Source organism: Pseudomonas sp. RIT-PI-a (assembly GCF_001187875.1).
Classification (GTDB): Bacteria; Pseudomonadota; Gammaproteobacteria; order Pseudomonadales; family Pseudomonadaceae; genus Aquipseudomonas; species Aquipseudomonas coleopterorum.
The window spans coordinates 121623-141588 of sequence record NZ_LGIR01000012.1; the positions used below are offsets into that span (position 1 = coordinate 121623).

21 protein-coding genes and 1 tRNA gene are annotated in these 19966 nt (G+C 61.7%); 17 read left to right on the top strand and 5 right to left on the bottom strand.

The window, feature by feature from the left end:
* Positions 1–28: 28 nt before the first annotated feature.
* The 11 genes from AC788_RS06930 (at position 29) to AC788_RS06980 (ending at position 11087) form a co-directional block, all read left to right on the top strand.
* Positions 29–1033 carry a zinc-binding dehydrogenase gene (locus tag AC788_RS06930; protein ID WP_177327953.1) on the top strand — a complete coding sequence of 335 codons (1005 nt, stop codon included), beginning with the start codon at positions 29–31 and terminating at the stop codon, positions 1031–1033.
* 68 nt (positions 1034–1101) lie between these two features.
* Positions 1102–1524 carry a PaaI family thioesterase gene (locus AC788_RS06935; RefSeq protein ID WP_049859937.1) on the top strand — a complete coding sequence of 141 codons (423 nt, stop codon included), beginning with the start codon at positions 1102–1104 and terminating at the stop codon, positions 1522–1524.
* A gap of 3 nt (positions 1525–1527) precedes the next feature.
* Complete coding sequence (locus AC788_RS06940; protein WP_049859938.1) at positions 1528–2316, top strand: VOC family protein; 789 nt, start codon at positions 1528–1530, stop codon at positions 2314–2316.
* Positions 2313–3830 (top strand): class I adenylate-forming enzyme family protein, encoded by a 1518-nt coding sequence (locus AC788_RS06945; protein WP_049859939.1) that lies wholly within the window; start codon positions 2313–2315, stop codon positions 3828–3830. Before AC788_RS06940 ends, AC788_RS06945 begins: the two co-directional genes overlap by 4 nt.
* Before the next feature lie 30 nt (positions 3831–3860).
* The gene (locus tag AC788_RS06950) at positions 3861–4922 is read left to right on the top strand and encodes an ABC transporter substrate-binding protein (protein ID WP_049859940.1); all 1062 of its coding nucleotides are present in this window, start codon (positions 3861–3863) and stop codon (positions 4920–4922) included.
* Positions 4919–6226 carry an acyl-CoA thioester hydrolase/BAAT C-terminal domain-containing protein gene (locus AC788_RS06955; protein ID WP_049859941.1) on the top strand — a complete coding sequence of 436 codons (1308 nt, stop codon included), beginning with the start codon at positions 4919–4921 and terminating at the stop codon, positions 6224–6226. Before AC788_RS06950 ends, AC788_RS06955 begins: the two co-directional genes overlap by 4 nt.
* Positions 6223–6981, top strand: a complete 759-nt coding sequence (locus AC788_RS06960; protein WP_049859942.1) for an ABC transporter ATP-binding protein — start codon at positions 6223–6225, stop codon at positions 6979–6981. Before AC788_RS06955 ends, AC788_RS06960 begins: the two co-directional genes overlap by 4 nt.
* Positions 6974–7750: an ABC transporter permease gene (locus tag AC788_RS06965; protein WP_049859943.1), complete on the top strand. Its 777-nt coding sequence runs from the start codon at positions 6974–6976 to the stop codon at positions 7748–7750. Before AC788_RS06960 ends, AC788_RS06965 begins: the two co-directional genes overlap by 8 nt.
* 10 nt (positions 7751–7760) lie before the next feature.
* Complete coding sequence (locus tag AC788_RS06970; RefSeq protein WP_049859944.1) at positions 7761–9383, top strand: gamma-glutamyltransferase family protein; 1623 nt, start codon at positions 7761–7763, stop codon at positions 9381–9383.
* Between the two features lie 209 nt (positions 9384–9592).
* Positions 9593–9666 (top strand) — tRNA-Cys (locus tag AC788_RS06975).
* A 260-nt stretch (positions 9667–9926) separates the two neighbouring features.
* Complete coding sequence (locus AC788_RS06980) at positions 9927–11087, top strand: acyltransferase family protein (RefSeq protein WP_049859945.1); 1161 nt, start codon at positions 9927–9929, stop codon at positions 11085–11087.
* 5 nt (positions 11088–11092) lie between these two features.
* Here the strand turns inward: AC788_RS06980 and AC788_RS06985 are convergent, their stop codons facing one another.
* Entirely contained in the window at positions 11093–12682 is a 1590-nt protein-coding gene (locus tag AC788_RS06985; RefSeq protein ID WP_049859946.1) for a histidine kinase famiy protein, read from the bottom strand.
* Positions 12683–12744: 62 nt separating this feature from the next.
* Positions 12745–13170, bottom strand: a complete 426-nt coding sequence (locus AC788_RS06990) for a response regulator (protein WP_152965718.1) — start codon at positions 13168–13170, stop codon at positions 12745–12747.
* Between the two features lie 128 nt (positions 13171–13298).
* Between AC788_RS06990 and AC788_RS06995 the strand changes: the two genes are divergently transcribed.
* Positions 13299–14519, top strand: coding sequence for a GGDEF domain-containing protein (locus tag AC788_RS06995; RefSeq protein WP_049859948.1), 1221 nt, complete (start codon positions 13299–13301; stop codon positions 14517–14519).
* 16 nt (positions 14520–14535) lie between these two features.
* Here AC788_RS06995 and AC788_RS07000 read toward each other — a convergent pair whose 3' ends face one another.
* Both AC788_RS07000 and AC788_RS07005 read right to left on the bottom strand, forming a co-directional pair.
* Positions 14536–14778 carry a hypothetical protein gene (locus AC788_RS07000; RefSeq protein WP_049859949.1) on the bottom strand — a complete coding sequence of 81 codons (243 nt, stop codon included), beginning with the start codon at positions 14776–14778 and terminating at the stop codon, positions 14536–14538.
* A 52-nt stretch (positions 14779–14830) separates the two neighbouring features.
* The gene (locus AC788_RS07005) at positions 14831–15691 is read right to left on the bottom strand and encodes a DHH family phosphoesterase (protein ID WP_049859950.1); all 861 of its coding nucleotides are present in this window, start codon (positions 15689–15691) and stop codon (positions 14831–14833) included.
* Between the two features lie 189 nt (positions 15692–15880).
* On the opposite strand from AC788_RS07005, the gene AC788_RS07010 reads away from it, so the two are divergent.
* Positions 15881–16102: a hypothetical protein gene (locus tag AC788_RS07010; RefSeq protein WP_152965719.1), complete on the top strand. Its 222-nt coding sequence runs from the start codon at positions 15881–15883 to the stop codon at positions 16100–16102.
* Positions 16103–16140: 38 nt separating this feature from the next.
* Positions 16141–16995 (top strand): NAD-dependent protein deacetylase, encoded by an 855-nt coding sequence (locus tag AC788_RS07015; RefSeq protein WP_269082570.1) that lies wholly within the window; start codon positions 16141–16143, stop codon positions 16993–16995.
* Here the strand turns inward: AC788_RS07015 and AC788_RS07020 are convergent.
* The gene (locus AC788_RS07020) at positions 16987–17904 is read right to left on the bottom strand and encodes a ZIP family metal transporter (protein ID WP_049859953.1); all 918 of its coding nucleotides are present in this window, start codon (positions 17902–17904) and stop codon (positions 16987–16989) included. The genes AC788_RS07015 and AC788_RS07020 overlap by 9 nt on opposite strands.
* A 188-nt stretch (positions 17905–18092) precedes the next feature.
* Here AC788_RS07020 and AC788_RS07025 point away from each other — a divergent pair, with 188 nt between their 5' ends.
* The 3 genes from AC788_RS07025 to AC788_RS07035 all read left to right on the top strand — a co-directional run bounded on the left by AC788_RS07025 (position 18093) and on the right by AC788_RS07035 (position 19966).
* Positions 18093–18629, top strand: a complete 537-nt coding sequence (locus tag AC788_RS07025; RefSeq protein ID WP_049859954.1) for a DUF3455 domain-containing protein — start codon at positions 18093–18095, stop codon at positions 18627–18629.
* A gap of 96 nt (positions 18630–18725) precedes the next feature.
* Positions 18726–19262, top strand: coding sequence for a sigma-70 family RNA polymerase sigma factor (locus AC788_RS07030; protein ID WP_049859955.1), 537 nt, complete (start codon positions 18726–18728; stop codon positions 19260–19262).
* Positions 19259–19966, top strand: a complete 708-nt coding sequence (locus tag AC788_RS07035) for an anti-sigma factor (protein ID WP_049859956.1) — start codon at positions 19259–19261, stop codon at positions 19964–19966. Before AC788_RS07030 ends, AC788_RS07035 begins: the two co-directional genes overlap by 4 nt.

Here is a 19966-nt window from a genome sequence, read left to right on the forward strand (position 1 = left end):
CCTGGAGACAACGACTGTGAGCACAACCATGAAAGCCCTGGTACTCGACGAACACGGCGACCTCGACCGGCTGCACGTCGTCACCGACAAGCCGATCCCGGCCGTCGCAGCCGGGCACGTGTTGATCCGCGTCGGCGCCTCCTCGTTCAACTACCACGACGTCTTTACCGTCAAGGGTATGCCGGGCATCAAGGTACCGCTGCCGGTAGTGATCGGCCTGGACCTGGCGGGCACCATCAGCGCCATTGGCGACGGGGTCTCGGGTTGGCAGGAAGGCGAGCGGGTGTTGGTCAATCCGCTCAAGCCTGACGTGGGTTTGATGGGCGAGATGGTCGACGGCGGCATGGCCGAGTACGCGCTGGTCGATGCCCGCCAACTCATTCGTCTGCCCGATGCGGTGAGTTTCGAACAAGCGGCTGCGTTGCCGGTGGCTTACGGCACGGCTCATCGCATGCTGGTGACGCATGACACGGTCAAGGCGGGTGATCGGGTGCTGATCCTCGGTGCCAGCGGCGGGGTCGGCACTGCCAGTGTGATTCTCGCGAAATTGCTGGGTGCGCAAGTGATCGCCTGCGCTGGCAGCGATGCCAAGGCCGAGCGCTTGAAAGCCCTGGGCGCCGATCATGTCATCAATTATCGCGACACTGATTTCTCCAAGTGGGCGATTGCCCAGTACGGCAAACCGCAGCGGCGCAACTACGAAGGGGGCGTTGATGTGGTGATCAACTTCACCGGCGGCGATACCTGGCTGCCATCGCTAAAGTGCATCAAGCGTGGGGGGACCTTGCTGGTATGCGGTGCCACTGCCGGGCATGACCCCAAGGAAGACCTGCGCTACGTGTGGAGCTTCGAGCTCAACATCAAGGGTTCGAACAGTTTCTACGAAGAGAACCTGGTCGGGCTGCTCGACCTGATTGCCGACGGCAAGATCGACCCGCTGATCGATCGCGTCCTGCCCTTGGAACAGGCCGCAGAGGGGCTGGCGCTGATCCGCGACCGCGAAGTTCTGGGCAAGGTCGTCATCACACCATGATCGCCCTGTCGGCTGCGGCGAGTCATGTCGCAGCCCAAGTTCATTCTCCACTTGAAAGGAATACATCCATGACTGAAGTCACCCTGCCCACTGCCGCTGAAATCCAATCCCTTTTGCTCAAAGGCCCCTACCACCAATGGTTGGGCCTGCAAGTGCTCGAAGTCGGTGAGGGCAGCATCGAGTTGAGTGCCACATGGCGTGAAGAGTGGGTCGTCAACGTCGAAGGCGGCTACACCCATGGCGGCATTCTCGCAGCGTTGGTGGATTTGACGGCCGACTGGGCCCTGGTATCCAAAACCGGCAAGGGCGTGCCCACGATCGACCTGCGTGTGGATTACCACCGTGCCGCCAAAGGCAACTTGCGGGCGAGCGGCAAGGTGATCAAGTTCGGCAAGCAGTTCTCGGTCGCCGAGGCTCAGGTGTTCGACGCCCAAGGCCACTTGGTCGCCAGCGGTCGGGGTGTGTACGCCACGCCTGCGGCAAAGGCCTGAAGCATGAGCGTCGCCGTGGATCATCTGGTCATCAACACCCGCTTCGATACCGAGGCTGCTGCAACGCTGTTCAGGCAGTTGGGGTTTACCCTGACACCGCAGGGGCATCACTCGCTGGGTTCGATCAACCACTTGGTAATGTTCACCGAGGGTTATCTAGAGCTCATCGGCCTGCCATTGGGTACCAATACCCTGCGCCTGGAGGTCCTCGACAGCCCGCGTGGCATTGATGGACTAGTGGTCGCCACGGCTGATCCGAAAGCTACCCACGCAGCGTTGCTGGACCGAGGTTTTCGGGTACAGCCGGTGCAGTATTTTTCCAGGCCGGTGGAGATCGATGGCGCGGCGGCAGAAGCGCGCTTCGGCACTGTACGCCTGGTGCCCGGGCAGTTCCTGGCAGGTCGCGTCTACTTCTGCCATCACCAGACGCCGGAACTGGTCTGGCGCCCCGAGTGGCTGGGCCATGCCAATGGCGCCACGGTGCTGGCCGGCCTGACTGTGGTCAGCCAGGACCCGGAAGCGACCCGTCGACAATACGCCAAACTGGGTGCATTCGATTCAGGCTTCGTGCTCGACATCATCGATGAGGCCACGCTTACGGAGCGCTTTGCAGCCTTGGCCCAAGCCCTCACGCCGCGCGCCGAACGCTTCGCGGCAATCACGTTTCGCGGCGCCGATCCGTTGTTGCTCGCGCGGCACGCAGCGCGCCTGGGCCTGGACCATCGCGTCGAGGCAGCCCGAGTGACCATTGCGGTGCCGGCGTTCGACCTGTTGCTCGAGTTCATTGCATGAGGCTGACCATTCGAAATCTGGGGGACGTCGTCGGTGCGCACAGCCCTGCCGATCAGGCGGCCTTCATCGGGCTGGATGGCGAGCAGGGCGAGACCTGCTATCGCTTCGATGAGTTGGATCGGTTGGCCAGTGGTGTCGCTCGGGGCCTGCACGCCCGTGGCTATGCCCAAGGCGAGCGCATCGCGTTGCTGGCCGCAAACTCCGTCGAATTTATCGCAGTGCTGCTGGGCATCCTGCGCGCAGGTCTGGTCGCCGTGCCGGTCAACCATCGTTTTCCGCAGGCGCTGGTCGAGTACGTGATCGCCGACAGCGGCGCTCGTCTGGTGTTCTGCGATGAACCACGGGCGTCTTTTGTACCTGTGAACTTGGCGCAAGTGTCATTGGTCCGGGGCGGCGAGCGCGGGCTGGACGCATTTCTCGACGCGGGTCCGTTCGCAAGCTTCCAGCCCCGGGCAGACGAGCCTGCCTTGATCCTCTATACCTCCGGCTCCACCGGCAAACCCAAGGGTGTGGTACTCAGCCATGCTGCCCAACTGTGGGTGGTCCGGACACGACTGCAAGCTACGCCCTTGGGGCAGGAACGCCCGCTCATCGCCGCGCCGCTGTACCACATGAATGCCCTTGCGCTGGCGTTGCTGAGCTTGGCCTGCGGAGCAACCACGGTGTTGATGGCGCAGTTCAACGCAGTGGGTTACATCGATGCCATCCAGCGCTATCGCTGCACCTGGCTGACGGCAGTGCCGCCAATGATCGCCATGATGCTGCAGGAACAGGCGCAATTGGCCCAGGCCGATCTGAGTTCGGTACGGGTGATCCGAATGGGCTCGGCGCCGGTCAGCGCCAGCTTGCTCCACAGCATTCATCATCTGCTGCCCAATGCGCGGGTCATCAATGCCTATGGTACTACCGAGGGTGGCCCGGTGGTTTTCGGCCAGCATCCCAAAGGGCTGCCCAGTCCAGCGCTATCGGTAGGTCACGCCCATCCACAGGTGCAGCTGCGCCTGCGCGATGCTGCCGGGCGCCTGGGCGAAGAGGGCGTTCTGGAGCTGAAAAGTCCCGGCTTGATGATCGGTTATCACCGGCGTCCGGACTTGCCAGCCCCCATCGACGCCGACGGCTTCTACAGCACGGGTGACGTGTTTCAGCGCGACCGCAACGGCTTCTATACCTATGTCGGGCGCCGCGACGACATGTTCGTCAGCGGTGGGGAGAACATCTATCCCGGCGAAGTGGAGAAGCTTCTGGAGCGCCATCCTGCGGTCCAGCAGGCCTGCGTGGTCGCGGTGGTCGACGACATCAAGGGCTTCAAGCCCATGGCCTTCGTGGTGCTGCGCCAGGGGACGGACGCCAGCGAGGCGCAGATCAAAGCGTTCACGCTGGAGCATGCCCCGGCCTACCAGCACCCGCGCAGGATCTGGTTCGTCGACGCCTTGCCGTTGGCGACAACCAACAAGATCGACCGCACCACCTTGCTGCAGGACGCCCACCGGCGGCTTCAGGCAGCGGACGAATAGCCCAATCCCCATCAGGTCAAGGAATCCGATATGCGCCTCACGTATCTACTGCCGCTCACCCTGGCGTGTGCCACTCCAGCTTATGCTCTCGACGAGGTCACCGTTGCCCTGGCGATTCCGCCCGCCGTGCATGACGGCGCCCCTTACGCAGCGGCCGAGGCGCTGGGTCTGTTCAAGGACCAGGGGCTGGACGTCAAGGTACTGATCTTCCAGGGCGCCGGTGCCTTGCTGCCGCAGGTCGCCAGCAAACGAGTCACCTTCGGTTTTCCTGTGGCGGAGCCGGTCATCTCCAGTTATTTCCACGGCAAGGACCCGCTGCCGGTGCGTTACTTCTACAACGGTGTGCCCAGCCAGACCTTGGAGTACGCCGTACTGGCCGATTCTCCGATCAAGACCCTGGCTGACCTGGCGGGCAAGCAGATCGGCGTTGGCGCTCTGACGTGGGGAACCCTGCCCAACAGCCGCGCGGCGCTCAAGGTCGCCGGCCTGAAACCGGGAGAGAACGTCGAGTTCGTGGCCGTGGGCGCGTTGGGCGCGGGATTTCAGGCGTTACGCAGCAGAAAAGTCGATGCCTTGAACTTCAACAGTAGCTGGGACGACATGCTGGAGCTTTCAGGTACCGCGATTCGCCGGATCGCCTACCCGGATGTCTTTCAGGAAAATCCGGGTAATGGCTTCATCGCCCACCAGGACACCTTCAGAGACAACCCTGATCTGATCCGCCGCTTCGGTCGTGCCTACACCCAGGCGCAGTTCGTCTGCGAGGTCAATCCGGCGTTCTGCGTGCAGGCTTTCTGGCGGCAGCATCCGGAAAGCAAACCGGCCGACGCCGATGGCAAAGGCCTTGAAGAGGCCAAGACTCTACTCAGCCGACGCTTGCAGCGCACCCTCTATCGGCCTGACGGCAGCGCCCGGGCGCCTGGGCAGTACGACCTGAAGGTGATCCGCGCGGCGATTGGCGCCATGGCTGCCGCTGGCGAATTTCCTACTGCCGAACTGCCGGTTGAGCAAATTTTCTCCAATGAGTTCGTGACCTCGTTCAATGATTTCGACAAGTCAGCGCTGCGTCAGCGTGCGGAGGGAGCCAAGTGAGCCTGCAACTGTTCATCGATGCGGCTGACGGCCTGATCGACCAACCGCGGCGCATAACGGCGCGCGGTGCAACGCCCGGAATCGCCAGGCTTACAGCCACGCTGGCGCACCCTGATGGCAGTCAGTGGCGCAGCCAGGCGGATTTTCGGATTGCCGATGACGGTCGCTTGGACCTCGACGCGCAATCGCCGGTGGCGGGCGACTGGGATGTGCCGCAAGCCATGGCCTGCGTATGGGCCATGCGCCAGATCCGCGAACCGCTCGACTCATCGCTGAGCGAGAGCGTTGCACCGCTGAACATCGATGTGGAGATCGAGGACGAGCGCGGCGGCCTTGCCTGCGCGACTTTCGGCCAAAGATTCCTGGCCCCCGGAGTAAGTCGTCGACCTATCGTCGACGCCGGCCTGTCGGGCACCGTATTTCTCCCCGCTGGCAACGGCCCGTTTCCAGTGGTCATCGTTTTGAATGGCTCGGGTGGCGGCACGCCGGAGCAGCGCGCTGCGCTGTATGCCGCCCATGGCTACATTGGCGTAGCGCTCGCTTATTTCAAAGCACCGGGGCGCCCGGGGTACATTTCTGATACGCCGCTGGAGTACTTTCAAACGGCACTGGAGTGGGCGCAGCGCAGCCTCGCCCCTCGTCATAATTTCATCGCCGTGGCGGGCCTTTCGCGCGGGGGTGAGTTGGCGTTGTTGTTGGCCAGTACCTTTGCATACCAGGTATCGGCAGTGATCGGCTACGTACCCAGTGCCGTTGTGCACGGCACCCTGCGCGCCGGACGCCCGGGCCAGGCCCGCGACGCCGATGCCTGGACGTGGCAGGGGCAGCCGCTGCCCAACGTCTGGCGGAACAACGTCCATGCCGACTGGTCCGCTTTCGACCAGCCGCCGATACCTGGGGTGCCCATTCGTCAGGCGCCCGCTTTCAGCACAGTGGAGCAGGCCGCCGATAACGTGGCGGCCGCACGTATTCCCGTGGAGCGCATCAACGGTCCGGTGTTACTGATCTCGGGTAGCGACGATGGCTTCTGGCCATCGACTGAGTATTGTACGCGCATCGTCGAAGCGTTGAGCGCTGCGGGGCATCCGTGGCCGGCTCAGCACCTATGCAATGAAGGCGCCGGGCACGCCATCGGTTTTCCCTACGTGCCCACGACGCTGATTGCCAAGCGTCATCCGGTAGCCGGGGGGGTGATCGGCGGCGGCGGTACGGCCTTGGCCAATGCCCGGGCCAACCGCCGCAGTTGGGATGTCGTACTGGCATTTCTCGATCGCGCCGTGAGCGCGCAGGGTGAACGCCCATGAGCGCTGCTCTGGCGTTGCACGGTGTCGGGGTTACCTACGCCACTCGGCGCGGTGCGATCGAAGCGCTGGCTGACATCGATTTGAGCATACAGCCTGGTGAGTTCGTTGCCCTGCTGGGCCCCTCCGGGTGCGGCAAGTCGACGATACTCAAGCTGGCCGCCGGTCTGCTGTCGGCCTCACGCGGGCGTATAGAACTCGCCGGGCACACAGTCTCCGGCCCCGGACGCCACACCGGCGTGGTGTTCCAGAAACCCAATCTGTTGCCATGGAAGACCGTGCTGGACAATGTCCTGTTGCCGGCACGGACCCTGGACTTGCCGACGGGGCCTGCGCGGGAACGCGCCATGGCCCTGCTGGAACTGGTGGGGCTTGCACCCTTCGCCAAGGACTACCCGTTCGAGTTGTCCGGCGGCATGCAGCAGCGCGTAGGGATCGCGCGGATGTTGCTGCACGATCCCGATCTGTTGCTGATGGATGAACCCTTCGCCGCGCTGGACGCGCTGTCCAGAGAGTCATTGACCCTGGAGTTGCAGCGCATCTGGAGTCAGCACCGCAAGTCGGTGCTTTTCATCACTCACAGCATCCAGGAAGCCGTATTCCTGGCCGACAGGGTCCTGGTCATGTCGCCGCGGCCCGGACGGATCATCGAGCAATTACCCATCTGCCTGGCCAGACCGCGCACCCTTGGAACCCTAGCCGATCCTGAATTCACGGCGCTTTGCCAACACCTGCGCAGGCACTTCACCCATGAATAGACTCACTGCCATGCTGTACCCGCTCATCAGCCTGGCTGGGGTCATTCTGTTGTGGTCCTTGGCCGTGGCGGTGTTTGCCATACCAGACTATGTACTGCCAGGCCCCTGCGCAGTATTCCAGTCGCTGGTCAGCGGTTTCGCCGACGGCAGCCTGTGGCCTCACATCGGCGCCACGCTTGCGGAAATGCTCAGCGGCTATTTCATCGGCGGGGTTTTGGCGATCGTGCTTGGTGCTTCGCTGGCCGAATCGCAAACGTTCGAGCGCTTCGTCTATCCGCTGTTGATCGGTCTGCAAGCCACGCCGAAGATTGCACTGGGACCCATCATCCTGGTGTGGTTCGGTTTCGGCATGGCGTCCAAGGTCGTGCTGGTCGCGCTGGTCTGCTTCTTTCCCCTGTTCGTCAATACGGTCAACGGCATTCGCCGCACCCCTCCGGAATTGCTCGATGCTTGCCGGGTTTTTTCCGCCTCGCGCTGGTACTTGCTGGTGCACGTCAAGTTGCCCTCGGCTGCTGGCGAAATCTTCGCAGGCCTGCAAATCGGTGTGTCCCTGGCGCTCATTGGTGCGGTTGTCGGCGAGTTTCTCTCGGCGCAGCGCGGGCTGGGTTACCTGATCGCTTCGAGCTCGGTGAGCATGAGCCTGGCGACCATGTTCTCCGGCGTGGTGCTGCTGGCGCTGATCGGTCTGTGCGGCGCGCAATTCATCCGCTGGCTGCAACGGCGGGGGTTTTTTTGGGGGCCCGGTGCGGCTCGAAACACTCAACGCTAGAGATACGTCCATGACTTTCAATTGGCACAACCCTTACCCCACCACCCGTATTCCCGTGTTCGCACGCAATGTCGTGTCGACTTCCCATCCCATTGCGGCGCAGGCCGGGGTGCGGATTCTGCTGGCAGGTGGCAATGCCATCGATGCCGCCATCGCCACGGCGGCTACCCTGACTGTGGTCGAGCCAGTCTCCAACGGCCTGGGCAGCGATGCCTTCGCCTTGGTGTGGGACGGTCAGCAGGTGCATGGGCTTGATGCCTCCGGCCCCGCGCCGCATGCATGGAATCTGGAGTACTTTCGCCAGCGCTACGGCGAAGATGGCCAAGGGCACGTCAAGCGGCCGGTTCGGGGCTGGGATGCGGTGACCGTTCCCGGCGCAGTGGCGGGTTGGGCGGCGCTGCACGAGCGCTTCGGCAAACTGCCGTTCGCCGATGTAATGGAGCCGGCCGCCGAGATCGCCGAGCGAGGGATTACCCTGGCCCCCATCGTCGCACACAAATGGGCTGCGGCCATTCCAGCCCTGCATGACCAGCCCGGGTTCGCTGACACCTTCATGCCGGGCGGCCGCGCCCCTGTTACCGGTGAGAAGTTCATCTTCAAGGAGGCAGCCCGTACCCTTCGGCTGCTGGGTCAGCAGGGCGGGCGAGCCTATTACGAAGGCGAGATTGCCGAGGCCATTGCCGGCTACGCTAAGGCAACCGGTGGAGGATTGGCGCTGGATGACCTGCGCCGTTACCAGCCCGAATGGGTCAAGCCAATCACGCAACGCTACCGCGGTCATGAGGTTCATGAGATTCCCCCCGCCGGCCAAGGCATTGCGGCCTTGATCGCCTTGGGCATCCTCGAGCATTTCGCCCTGGCGGCCCTGCCGGTTGATTCGGCGCAATCACAGCATCTGCAGATAGAAGCCATGAAGCTCGCATTCGCCGATGTCTATCGCTCCGTCGCCGCCCCCGCCAGCATGGCGGTGACGCCTGAGCAGATGCTCGATCCTGCTTACCTTGCCAATCGTGCGCGGTTGATCGACCCGGTCAAGGCCAGTCACCCTGGCTTCGGCATGCCCAAATCCGGCGGTACCGTCTACCTCACAGCGGCCGACGAGAGCGGTATGATGGTCTCGTTCATCCAGTCCAACTACATGGGATTTGGCTCCGGCATCGTCGTGCCAGGCTACGGCATCAGCTTGCAGAACCGCGGTGCCGGATTTTCCAGCGACCCTGCATCGGCCAACGTCGTGGCTCAAGGAAAGAAACCTTTCCACACCATCATTCCGGCGTTCCTGACCAAGGACGGTATCCCACAAATGAGCTTTGGTGTCATGGGTGGGGACATGCAGCCGCAAGGCCATGTGCAAACGCTGGTGCGCATGCTGGATTACCAGCAACAGCCGCAAGCGGCCTGCGACGCGCCGCGCTGGAAGGTCAACCGGGATTTCTCGGTCGACCTCGAATCCACTATGAACGCCGAGGCGGTCAGCGGCTTGACCGGCAGAGGGCATGCACTCAAGTCGGTGGAGGATCCTTATATGGACTTCGGTTCCGGCCAGTTCATCTGGCGACTCTCCGACGATGCCGATCACGGCTACGTAGCCGCCAGCGACAGTCGTCGCGACGGACATGCGGTGGGATTCTGATACTGTGTGTCGAGGTTGGACGGGAAGGGCGCGTGGCGGAAGTTTTTTATACTGCGTGTTGACAAGCTTTCCAAAGCAGTCCAGAATTGCGTCCATTCCTGAGGCAGGAATGAGAAAAATCCAGGTTAATCAAAAGGTTAGCTCAAGGTTTGAAGTATCTCTCCTGCGCTAGTTTGTTTTCGCGAAGCAGCGGTTTGTTTCGCGTCTGAGGCCGAGTAGCAAAGTGGTTATGCTGCGGATTGCAAATCCGCCTACGCCGGTTCGATTCCGACCTCGGCCTCCATCATTGAGAACCCCGCAGATTAACGTCTGCGGGGTTTTTCTTTGTGCGACCGAAAAAGCCTGCGTACCCGAACTGCACGTACTTCTACGGTGGTGGTCTGTTGGTCTGCACAATGTCAGTTGCGCGTCAGAGGTACCGCGCGCCTGATTGCGGTTGTGCCCGCCAAAGGATTGGTTTAGCTTTGCGCCAATAATGGCAACGGGCCATGTCTCTTGGCATGACACCGGGATGGCAACGGTTACAACACTCTGGGATCAACCATGAAAAGATTCGTCGTGCTCGATAGTTTCCGCGGTCTCTGTGCGGTTGCTGTCGTGCTGTTCCACACTTACGTGGTTCAAAGCATTGCCGAGCTCGAGTTTTTCAAGCACGCGTTTCTGTTCGTGGAGTTCTTTTTTATCCTCAGCGGTTTCGTGTTGTTCCACACCTACGGCCAGCGTTTGAACAACGCGACTGATTATAAGGATTTCTTCATCAGTCGCACGGCGCGCCTTTATCCCCTGCACCTGACAATGTTGGGCGTTTACCTGGCACTGGAGCTGGGCCGCTCATTGGCTGAGAAGAAAGGGTTCAGTTTCAACGAGCCGGCATTCAGTGGCGCTACGTCGATGCACGAATTCCTGCCCAACCTGCTTCTGCTGCAATCCTGGCTGAACAGTGCCATGACCGGCTCGTTCAATTACCCCGCGTGGAGCATTAGCATCGAGTACTACCTGTACTTGATATTCGGCGTCATTGCAGTGCTGGCGCGCACCCGCACGATCAAGATCTTCGCGATCATGTCCCTGGCGGCCTTCATCACTTTGTGGAACGGTGAGTCCTGGCTGAAGCTGGAGATCTTCCGCGGTGTTTCATGCTTCTTCGCCGGTGCCTGCCTGTACGTGCTCTACGATCGCATAAAAGACCTGGACCTGGACGCCGTGGACTTCAACCTGCTGGAAATTGCCCTGGTCCTGGGCAGCTATCGCCTCCTGGTATCGGACATCGATCACAAGGGCGTCTATGCCAGCCTGCTGTTCTGTCTCTTGATTCTGGCATTCTCGTTCGAGCGCGGCGTGGTTTCGCGACTGCTGCACCACCGTTTCTTCGTCTGGCTGGGCGCCTTGTCGTTCTCGATCTATTTGACGCACGCGGCCATTCTGTTTGTGTTCAAGAGCGCCATCATCGTGCTGTCGAAAGTGCTGCACACAGACCTGACGGAGACCTTGCAAGGCCATGACATGCCCAACATGGTCAAGTACATTTCGACCCACAGTGTCTGGCTCGACAACGGCATCGTCGTCTTGCAACTGGCGGCGGTGCTGCTGGTCTCGGCCTTGACCTACAAGTACGTCGAGATGCCGGGCGTGCAATTGGGCAAGCGCCTGACTCGCCGCAAAGGCTCGACGCCTGGCCCTACCTTGCAGGGCGCGGCGCAGTAACTTGATCAGCTCACCCCATTGGGCCCTTCCAGCACCCGGCGGATCTTCTTCGCCAGTTCGCTGGGAATGTAGGGCTTGGAAATCACCTGGAAATCCGTGCCGCCCACGTCGGTGCGCTCCAGGGAGTTTTCCGAGTAGCCCGTTGTGAGCAGGATCTTGATGCTGGGGCGCATGCGTTTGGCTTCGCGGGCGAGCATGACGCCGTTGATGCCGCCAGGCATGATCAAGTCGGTGAACAACACGTCGAAGTCGTCGTTCTCGAGCTGCTCGAGGGCGTCCTTGCCATTGTAGGCAATGACGCAGCTGTAGCCGTATTCCTCGAGAATGGTCTGCGCCAGTTCTGCGACATCGGGCCGGTCTTCGACGATGAGGATTTTCTCGTGACCGGGATAGGCGTGGGTGTCCTCGATTGGCGTCAGGGCATGGGGTTGGCTGTCATCGGCAGGAAAGTACATGCGCAAGGTGGTGCCAATGCCCTCTTCGGAGTAGATGCGCACCGAGCCGCCGGATTGCTTGACGAATCCGTACACCATGGATAGCCCCAGTCCTGAGCCCTTGCCTTCTTCCTTGGTGGTGAAAAAGGGGTCCATGACCCGGTTGACGATCGATTCCGGCATGCCACGACCGCTGTCGGTGATCGCGATACTGACGTAGCGGCCAGGCATCAGCCCGTCGTAGGACACTTGTCGATCAAGCGTGACATTCTGCGTATCGACGGCCAGGGTGCGGCGGGCACGGCCTTCCATGGCGTCGCGGGCATTGATGAACACGTTGAGCAACGCGACTTCGGTCTGGGTCGGGTCCAGGCGGCAGTTCCACAGGTCTTCGGCCAGGCTGTAGCGGATCTGCGTATCTGCCAGAGTGCGCTCGGCGGTTTCCTTGAAGTTGTCGATCAGGCCGTTCAAATTCACCACGCGGCCTTGCAGCTTCTGTTTGCGAGAAAACGCCAGCAGCTGTTGCGTCAGCGTGGTTGCGCGCTCGGCGGCATCGCGGGCGTGCCTGGCGTTGCGCCGCAGGCGCTCTTGTTCATACTGCGGCTTGTCGACCGAGCGCTGGATCATGTCCAGGTAACCGATCATCACCTGCAGCAGGTTGTTGAAGTCGTGGGCAATACCACCGGTCAACTGCCCCAGAGCTTCCATCTTCTGGGCCTGACGCAGGCCATCTTCGGCATCGCGACGACGACTGACGTCAAGTTGCGAGGCGAAGAAATAGATGAGCTCATTGGATTCGTTGTACACGGGCGAGATGAACAGGGCATTCCAGAAACTGGAGCCGTCCTTCTTGTAGTTGACGACTTCGACGGCCACTTCCCGACGCGCCTCCACTGCGGCCCTGACTTGGGCAATGGTATCGGGATCGGTTTCCGGGCCTTGCAGGAAGCGACAGTTGCGACCCAGCAGTTCGTTTGACGAATAACCGGTCATCTCGATGAATGCATTGTTGGCAAAGATGATCGGATTGTCCGGCATCTTGGGGTCGGTAATGATCATCGGCATACGAGTGGTTTCGACAGCGGCGAAGAAGATATTGTGATCAGACTTGCTGATATCGCCCGTGAAGCCGTCGGTCACTCGGGTAGTACGTTTGGTCATTACTGCTCCGGGTAAGGATACACAGGGCCTGCGTCACTGCCGCCGCATGGGCGATGGCACGATCAGGCCTGGGTAGGAGGTGCGAGTTTTTCGCAGATGCCTTTCAACTTGTCCATCGAGAAAGGTTTGCCCAGCCAATGCACTTTCTTGTCGCACAGGGAGTTCGCGGCCCCGTGGAAACCGGATGCGACGATCACTGGTGTTTCCGGGTTGCGGGTATGGACGCGATTCACCAACTCCACCCCGTCGATATCGCCCGGCATTTGCAGGTCGGTGATCAGCAGTTTGAGTGGGAAAGGGCGGTTGACGATGTGCTGCCAGGCTTCGTCGGCCGTGGCGAATGCTCGGACGTGATAGCCGAAGTCTTCGAGAATCTCCACCAGGAGTTCAAGGACCAGCGTTTCATCTTCGACGACGACAATCGTTTCCATGGCGGCAATCATTTGGAGGGCTAGCAAATCGGACACGGCGCCGACGGGAAGATTCACTGTGCCGGACCGCTCGTAACTTCCCACTACCGTTCATGCCATTGGTGCCCGACAATCGCCCTGCACTAATGGCACTAAGATATCATTGCGCAGTCTAGTAAAATTCTGAATCACATCTCCGGTGTCCCATGCAAGCCGTTCAAGCCCAACTGGCCCAATCCCCTGAGCCGCACACCATGGCAATGGTCGAACAAGCCATCGCCGGCGGGGTAGGCGGACTCACCTTCGAGCCGGCCCTGGAGCGTCGCTACGAGACGGACACGCAGCGTCAGCGCCTGCAATTTCTGACGTCGACAGGCATTTGCGGCGCGGTCATCTACAACCTCTTTCTGATCAGCGACTGGCTTGCCCTTCAGGACGTGTTTGCCTACGTAGCCGTAGGGCGCCTGCTGCTGATCACCCCGATGATCATCGCCATCCTGCTGCTGGCCCAGCGCCTGACGTCGCGTCGTACGCTAGAAACCGTTTCGGCGACGGCCACGGTATTGTCCTCGCTGATGCCGCTGGTGGTGATGATCTACAGCGACAGCCCCTATCGCTTGCACTATCAGCTAGGCATGTTGTTGCTGATGGTCTACTGCACGATGATCCAGCAGTTACCGTTTCGCTTTGCGGCAGCCGCCATGGCCAGCATGTTGGGAATCCAGCTGGTCACCACCCACATTGCCGGGTTCATGAACCCGGTCACGTGGCGCGCCAATGCCTTTCTATACGGCTCCACGGTCGTACTGCTGTTGATGGCGTCGTATTTTCTGGAGCGGGGTAGCCGCTTGAGCTACCTGTATGCCCTGCGCGGACGCCTGCTGGAGGTGCAGCTCACCGACATGGCCCGTACCGACCCGCTGACCCAGTTGTTCAACCGCCGACATCAGGGCGATGTCATGGCCCAGCTATGGCAGGCGGCGGGGATCCAGGCGACTCGCGTCACGGCGATCCTCATCGATATCGATCATTTCAAGCTCTACAACGACAGCTATGGGCACCTTCAGGGGGACAACTGCTTGAAGCAGGTCAGTGCCACCATCAAGCAGTTGTCCGCGCAAGCCAACGCTCTGCCGTTTCGTTTCGGCGGGGAGGAGATGCTGGTGTTGTGGGTAGGGGTCGACGGCCAAGAGGCCAGACAGCTGGGGCAAGACCTGTGCACGGCGGTGGCGGATCTGGCGCTGCCCCATCCGGCCCTGGGTGCGGAGGCGCGGGTAACCATCAGTGTGGGAATAGCGACGGGGCTTGCGCCCTTTGTCACGGCGCACAATTTGATCGGGGCGGCGGACCAGGCGTTGTATGCCGCCAAGGACGCCGGACGCAACTGCCTGCGTCAGGCACCCTTCGAAGGCAGCGCGGCGGCTTGACTGGCGGTGCGGGTGGTCAATCCTGCAAGGCTCGCAGCCGCGCTTCCTTGGCATCGTCGAAAATCATGTAAAGCGTTTCGATGTCGGCAGGCTTGAGCTTGCGCGATTGTTCCAGCCCCAGAATCAGCGCGATTTCGAGCGCGCCTTCGCGCTCTACATCCGCCTTCGTGCTCGCGGCATTCAGTGCCCGTACCAAGTCGTTGATCGAACCTCGCACGTCCTTGGGCAGCTTCAGTAGATCCAGGCGTTCCTGCGGCATATATGACGCTCTCCAACAAGACAACGGGGGACGGTGGCGACTCCACCTGGCCTCAACGCGTCAATTCATGGCCGTAGGGTACGCGGAAGCCCGACGCATTGCGATGACCGCCACCGCCGAACTGTTTGGCGATTTCGGACACGTCCATGCCTTCATCCGTGCTGCGCAGTGAAAACGAGCGGCCTTTGGGACCGTCCGAGTAGCACGCGGCAAATGGCTCGCCCTGGGTCATGATGTTGCCCGCATCGCTGGCGAACAGCGACGGTATGTTGGCCACCGGAACGTCATGACCGCCAATCGACATGCGACGCGCAGTGGACCGCAGCAGATCGGCCACGGTCTTCTGCCGCTGCCTTTCGATCGCGATGCCATCGGCCAGCAGATCCTCTACGGGCGCTGCCAGCAGCGTGTCCCACACAGTGAAATCCTGCGGATAGCTGAACAGATTGGACAGCACTTCACGGGTACCCGGCAGATTGAAGCGCCACAGGTCACGATCTTCGATATGGTCGATCAGGGCAGGGCGCGGCTGGCCGGCGAAGAAGTAGTCCCAGGCCAGGCCCGCACCCGAACGGTTCATATCGAACAGGGCGTGCACGTTGCCGCCCTCGACCGGTTCGCCGAAGGCCCCGGCCACCGGCACCTTGAGCAGGTCTGCGTGGGCAGTCTTGTGGTGATCGAGCACCAGAATCGACAAGGCCTGCGCGGCCATAGCCATGAGCGTTTCGTAATCGTAGGCGAAATCCACAATCAGCACGTGCCGACCACTGACATCAGGAGGCAGCTGGCCGTGGCCGGCGGCGTGGAACTCGACCTCAGGCCCAAGTGCCTTGCGCACTACCCAGGCTGCGCCGAACCCGTCGGCGCAGTTTCCATGGTAGATGCAAAGCGTGTTCGTAGGGACTGCGGTCATGTAGGGCTCCGGAATAGATGATCAATGCGCATCGGTCATTCTAAGCGATTGCAGGGACGTGCGCGTGAACCCGATGGCAGAACTGGCCTTTGGCCTACGACCGTCCATCGCAGCGGCGAAGCATTTGTTCGACGCCGGCAGTCATTGTCATGGGATGAGCCCGAACAAGGATTTCACCGAGGAGCCACCGTGTCGATTTCAACGTCCAGTCCAGACCAGCGTCACCATGCAATGCAGGCGCTGCTCGAAGAGTTCGCGTTGCGCGGCGTCGACATGCAAGCGGTCGCCGAAGCCGCCAAGCTGCGGCTACTGGGTAGCTCCGAGCTGTGCCTGCTGCACGCCGACTACCGCGTTCAATGCGCCAGGGCGGTAGATGAATTGCTCAGTCAGGTCACGCTGTCGCAAACTTGAACGGTGGCGCCCGCGCGGGCGACAGCTCTCAACCAGAGGTGCATGCAGCCATGGTCGAACTCGATACGCTGTACCAGCATATGGCGCAGGGGCCCTATCTGGTCTTGACCGGGGCCGGTATCAGTACCGCTTCGGGCATTCCCGATTATCGCGATACCGAAGGCGTCAGGCGCGGCAATGCGCCCATCATGCATCAGGATTTCATCGCCAGTGCCTCCACGCGCAAGCGCTATTGGGCGCGGGCCATGGTGGGCTGGCGCGGCGTGCACCAGGCTGCGCCGAATGCCGCCCACCAGGCGCTGGCAGCGTTGCAGTCGCAAGGCCTGATCAGCGGCGTGATCACCCAGAATGTCGATGGACTGCATGATGCTGCCGGTAGCCGCAATGTCGTCGAACTGCACGGCAACCTGCATCGGGTGGTCTGTCTGGACTGTGGAATGCGCCTGCAACGCGACGATGTCCAGTTGTTGCTGGAAGAACAGAACCCCTACTTGCAGGATGTGCACGCGGTACTTGCGCCCGACGGTGATGCGCAACTGGCGGCGCGCTTTCTGGAGGCCTTCCGAACGCCCCACTGTCCCTGTTGCGGAAGCGACATGCTCAAGCCTGACGTGGTCTTTTTTGGTGGGGGCGTGGAACCAGCGCACGCGCAGGCGGCCTGGAAAGCCGTGGAGTCGGCACCGGGCATGCTGATCGTCGGCTCCTCGCTGATGGCCTACTCAAGCTTTCGCCTGTGTCAGGAAATGTCGCGTCAGGGCAAGCGTCTGCTCGCGATCAACCTGGGACGCACCCGCGCCGATGGGTTGCTCAGCGTCAAGGTCGTACAGCCCTGCGAGCAGGTCCTGCCCCAGATCGCGCACAGGCTCGTTCAGGGCGCTCCACCCTCAGCCTAGTGCTGTGTCCATGAACATCATGACGGCGAAGCCCAGCATCAGGCCCAGCGTAGCTGGGGTCTGGTGGCCATTGCGGTGGGTTTCCGGAATGACTTCATGGGACACCACGAAGATCATGGCACCAGCCGCCAGGCCCATGCTGATCGGGTAGGACAGTGCAAAGCCGCTCGACAATCCCAGGCCGACCATCGCCCCCAGTGGCTCCATCAGGCCCGAGCCCATGGCCACCAATGCGGCTTTGCCGGAACTCAAGCCCGTTGCCCGCAGCGACATGGCCACCGCCAGCCCCTCGGGAATATCCTGCAGCAGGATCGCGCTGGTCAGCGGAATCCCGACCGCCAGGTTGCCATCGGACAGGCTGACGCCAATGGCCATGCCTTCAGGCAGGTTGTGCAGCGTGATGGCAAGCACGAATAGCCATACCCGGTGAATCCGCTCGGCGTTGGGACCGTGTCTGCCGGCGTTCTCATGCTCGTGGGGAATCACCTTGTCCAGCGCCAGCATCAGACCGACGCCAAGGCCCAGGCCCAGGATCACCACCAGCGCTGCCAGCGCAGGGCTGTCGGTGTGGGTATTGGCGGCTTCCAGACCTGGCAGCAACAGGGAGAACGTACTGGCCGCCAGCATCATGCCACCGGCGAAGCCAAGCATGACGTCTTGCACCTTCGAGGAAATTTCCCGCAGCGCCAGGGCAATCAACGCACCCAGTGCCGTCGCCGCGAAGCCACCGGTACCACCGAGCAGGGCGTACCAGGCGTGCTGACGGTCGGCGTGCAGCAAGGCGTTGACGATGCTCCACACCAGGACCACGGCGCTGACGGCCAATAGCACGCCGGTGAGTGTCCATAACCAGGGTTTGTCGCGAAATCGCTGTGGCCAGCTGTCGCTGGCGGCGGTGTTGGAAGGCATAGGGCTCTCGGGAATTTGCGGCAGGCATAAGCATGGACCCAAATAAGCGGCAGGGGTTGCGCCGCATGTAAATGGACGCGATAGGAAAATCTTTTTTTTTCGTGCATCCAAAGCTTCGGCTCGCGAGTAGTACCTACAGCAGCCACACAAGGCGCTGCCGCCTCGATCACTCTTCTGGAGCTTACGCGATGAACAGCACACACCGTTTCTGCCTGGCCAACGCCCTCTTCGCCGCTACTTTCGCTTTGGCAACCACTGCCCAGGCGCAAATGGATCTGCCTGCCCCGGTCCAGGTTCCGGCTGGTAACAAGGTCGCCATGGAAACCGTCGGCAAGGGTGAAATCACCTATGAATGCCGTGACAAGGCCAATGCCGCCGGCCAGACCGAATGGACGTTCGTCGGACCCAAGGCGGTCCTCGATGATCGTGCCGGCAAGCAGGTGGGCACCTATTATGGCCCTCCCGCCACCTGGCAGTCGGCAGACGGCTCCAAGGTGACCGGCACTCAGGTCGCCGTGGCTCCAGCCGGTGACGGCAATCTGCCGTACCAATTGGTAAAGGCCAACCCCGCCGAAGGCAAGGGCGCCATGCAGGGTGTGACCTACATCCAGCGCACCGCGCTCAAAGGTGGCGTGGCTCCCACCAGTGCCTGCACCACCGCGCAGAAGGGCCAGAAAGAAACCGTGAAATACCAGGCCGACTACATTTTCTGGTCCGCCAAGTAACGATGTCGTAGCAGCGGCGCGCGGAACGGCAAATCCGCGCGTCTGGGCTACACTGCCCAGCGAACTTCATTCTTCCACTTGCCATGGCGGTCTTTCGTGTCCTTGCCGGAAAATCCATTCGATTACGAAGTCGCCTTGCAGAAGTGTGCTCGTGGCGATCGCCAGGCACTGCAGGGTTTGTATCAGCGCGAGGGCGGGCGCCTGCTGGCTGTGGCCCTGCGCCTGGTGGGCGACCGGGCATTGGCCGAGGACATCGTGCACGACGCGTTCGTGCGGATCTGGACCCAGGCGGCCAGTTTCGATGCCCAACGAGGCTCGGCGCGGGGGTGGATGTTCACCATCACCCGGCACCTTGCGCTCAACCATATTCGGCGCCACGCCCGGGTGCGAGCCCTCAACGATGAAGATCTGGACGGGTTGGCGACCGAGGAGCCAGCAGAGGCTGTGCTGGGCAGCGCACGAATCGACGGCTGCCTGGAACAACTCGATCCGCAGCGCCGCCAATGCCTGTACCACGCCTACCTGGATGGCTATTCACATGCTGAAATTGCTCAGCGGCTGCAAACGCCGCTGGGTACGGTCAAGGCCTGGATCAAACGCAGTCTGGCAGCGCTGCGTGAGTGCATGGGATGAGCGAACCAAGCGAGCAGGTAGAACCCATGAATACTGAAGAACTGGCCAGCGAATACGTCCTGGGAACGCTCGACGCCGGGCAACGTGCAGAGGTCGAACGGCGATTGGCTACGGATCGTGAACTGCGCGCCGCGGTCGATGCCTGGGAAGCGCGGTTGCTGCCGCTAGCCGAACGCGTCAACCCAGTACCCACGCCTGCGACCTTGTGGCCTCGCATCCAGCGCAGCCTGGACAGCGCTGGCGCGCAGCCGGTACCCATCTGGTGGAACCGCCTGGGTGTATGGCGGGGCCTGGCGGGCGCCGGGCTGGCGGCAACCCTGGTGCTCGGCGCCCTGTTGTTCAACGTCCGCGCGCCAGTGCCGGGACCGGCCTATGTGGTCGTGCTCATCGCGCCGCAGGACAAAGCACCGGGCTGGGTCGTGCAGGCCAGCGATTCGAGGGAGGTGCAATTGATCCCCCTCAGCGAGACTACGGTACCGCCGGATCGAGCCTTGCAGTTCTGGACCAAGGCCGACAGCTGGCAAGGCCCTGTCTCCCTGGGGCTGGTGGAGCCTGGGCAAAGCGTGCATGTACCCCTGGACAAACTGCCACCGCTGGAAAACAACCAGCTGTTCGAGCTGACCCTGGAGCCCAAGTCGGGTTCCACGACAGGCCGACCGACGGGCCCCATCCAGTTCATCGGGCGTGCGGTCAAGGTGATCTGA

What these genes read in the sequence shown, in the direction of transcription:
- AC788_RS06970 (WP_049859944.1), top strand. Translation starts at nt 7,761, where the DNA reads ATGACTTTCAATTGGCACAACCCTTACCCCACCACCCGTATTCCCGTG.
- AC788_RS06950 (WP_049859940.1), top strand. Translation starts at nt 3,861, where the DNA reads ATGCGCCTCACGTATCTACTGCCGCTCACCCTGGCGTGTGCCACTCCA.
- AC788_RS06995 (WP_049859948.1), top strand. Translation starts at nt 13,299, where the DNA reads ATGCAAGCCGTTCAAGCCCAACTGGCCCAATCCCCTGAGCCGCACACC.
- AC788_RS06940 (WP_049859938.1), top strand. Translation starts at nt 1,528, where the DNA reads ATGAGCGTCGCCGTGGATCATCTGGTCATCAACACCCGCTTCGATACC.
- AC788_RS06960 (WP_049859942.1), top strand. Translation starts at nt 6,223, where the DNA reads ATGAGCGCTGCTCTGGCGTTGCACGGTGTCGGGGTTACCTACGCCACT.
- AC788_RS07035 (WP_049859956.1), top strand. Translation starts at nt 19,259, where the DNA reads ATGAGCGAACCAAGCGAGCAGGTAGAACCCATGAATACTGAAGAACTG.
- AC788_RS07025 (WP_049859954.1), top strand. Translation starts at nt 18,093, where the DNA reads ATGAACAGCACACACCGTTTCTGCCTGGCCAACGCCCTCTTCGCCGCT.
- AC788_RS06985 (WP_049859946.1), bottom strand. Translation starts at nt 12,682, where the DNA reads ATGACCAAACGTACTACCCGAGTGACCGACGGCTTCACGGGCGATATC.
- AC788_RS06980 (WP_049859945.1), top strand. Translation starts at nt 9,927, where the DNA reads ATGAAAAGATTCGTCGTGCTCGATAGTTTCCGCGGTCTCTGTGCGGTT.
- AC788_RS07020 (WP_049859953.1), bottom strand. Translation starts at nt 17,904, where the DNA reads ATGCCTTCCAACACCGCCGCCAGCGACAGCTGGCCACAGCGATTTCGC.
- AC788_RS06935 (WP_049859937.1), top strand. Translation starts at nt 1,102, where the DNA reads ATGACTGAAGTCACCCTGCCCACTGCCGCTGAAATCCAATCCCTTTTG.
- AC788_RS07005 (WP_049859950.1), bottom strand. Translation starts at nt 15,691, where the DNA reads ATGACCGCAGTCCCTACGAACACGCTTTGCATCTACCATGGAAACTGC.
- AC788_RS06930 (WP_177327953.1), top strand. Translation starts at nt 29, where the DNA reads ATGAAAGCCCTGGTACTCGACGAACACGGCGACCTCGACCGGCTGCAC.
- AC788_RS06965 (WP_049859943.1), top strand. Translation starts at nt 6,974, where the DNA reads ATGAATAGACTCACTGCCATGCTGTACCCGCTCATCAGCCTGGCTGGG.
- AC788_RS06945 (WP_049859939.1), top strand. Translation starts at nt 2,313, where the DNA reads ATGAGGCTGACCATTCGAAATCTGGGGGACGTCGTCGGTGCGCACAGC.
- AC788_RS07000 (WP_049859949.1), bottom strand. Translation starts at nt 14,778, where the DNA reads ATGCCGCAGGAACGCCTGGATCTACTGAAGCTGCCCAAGGACGTGCGA.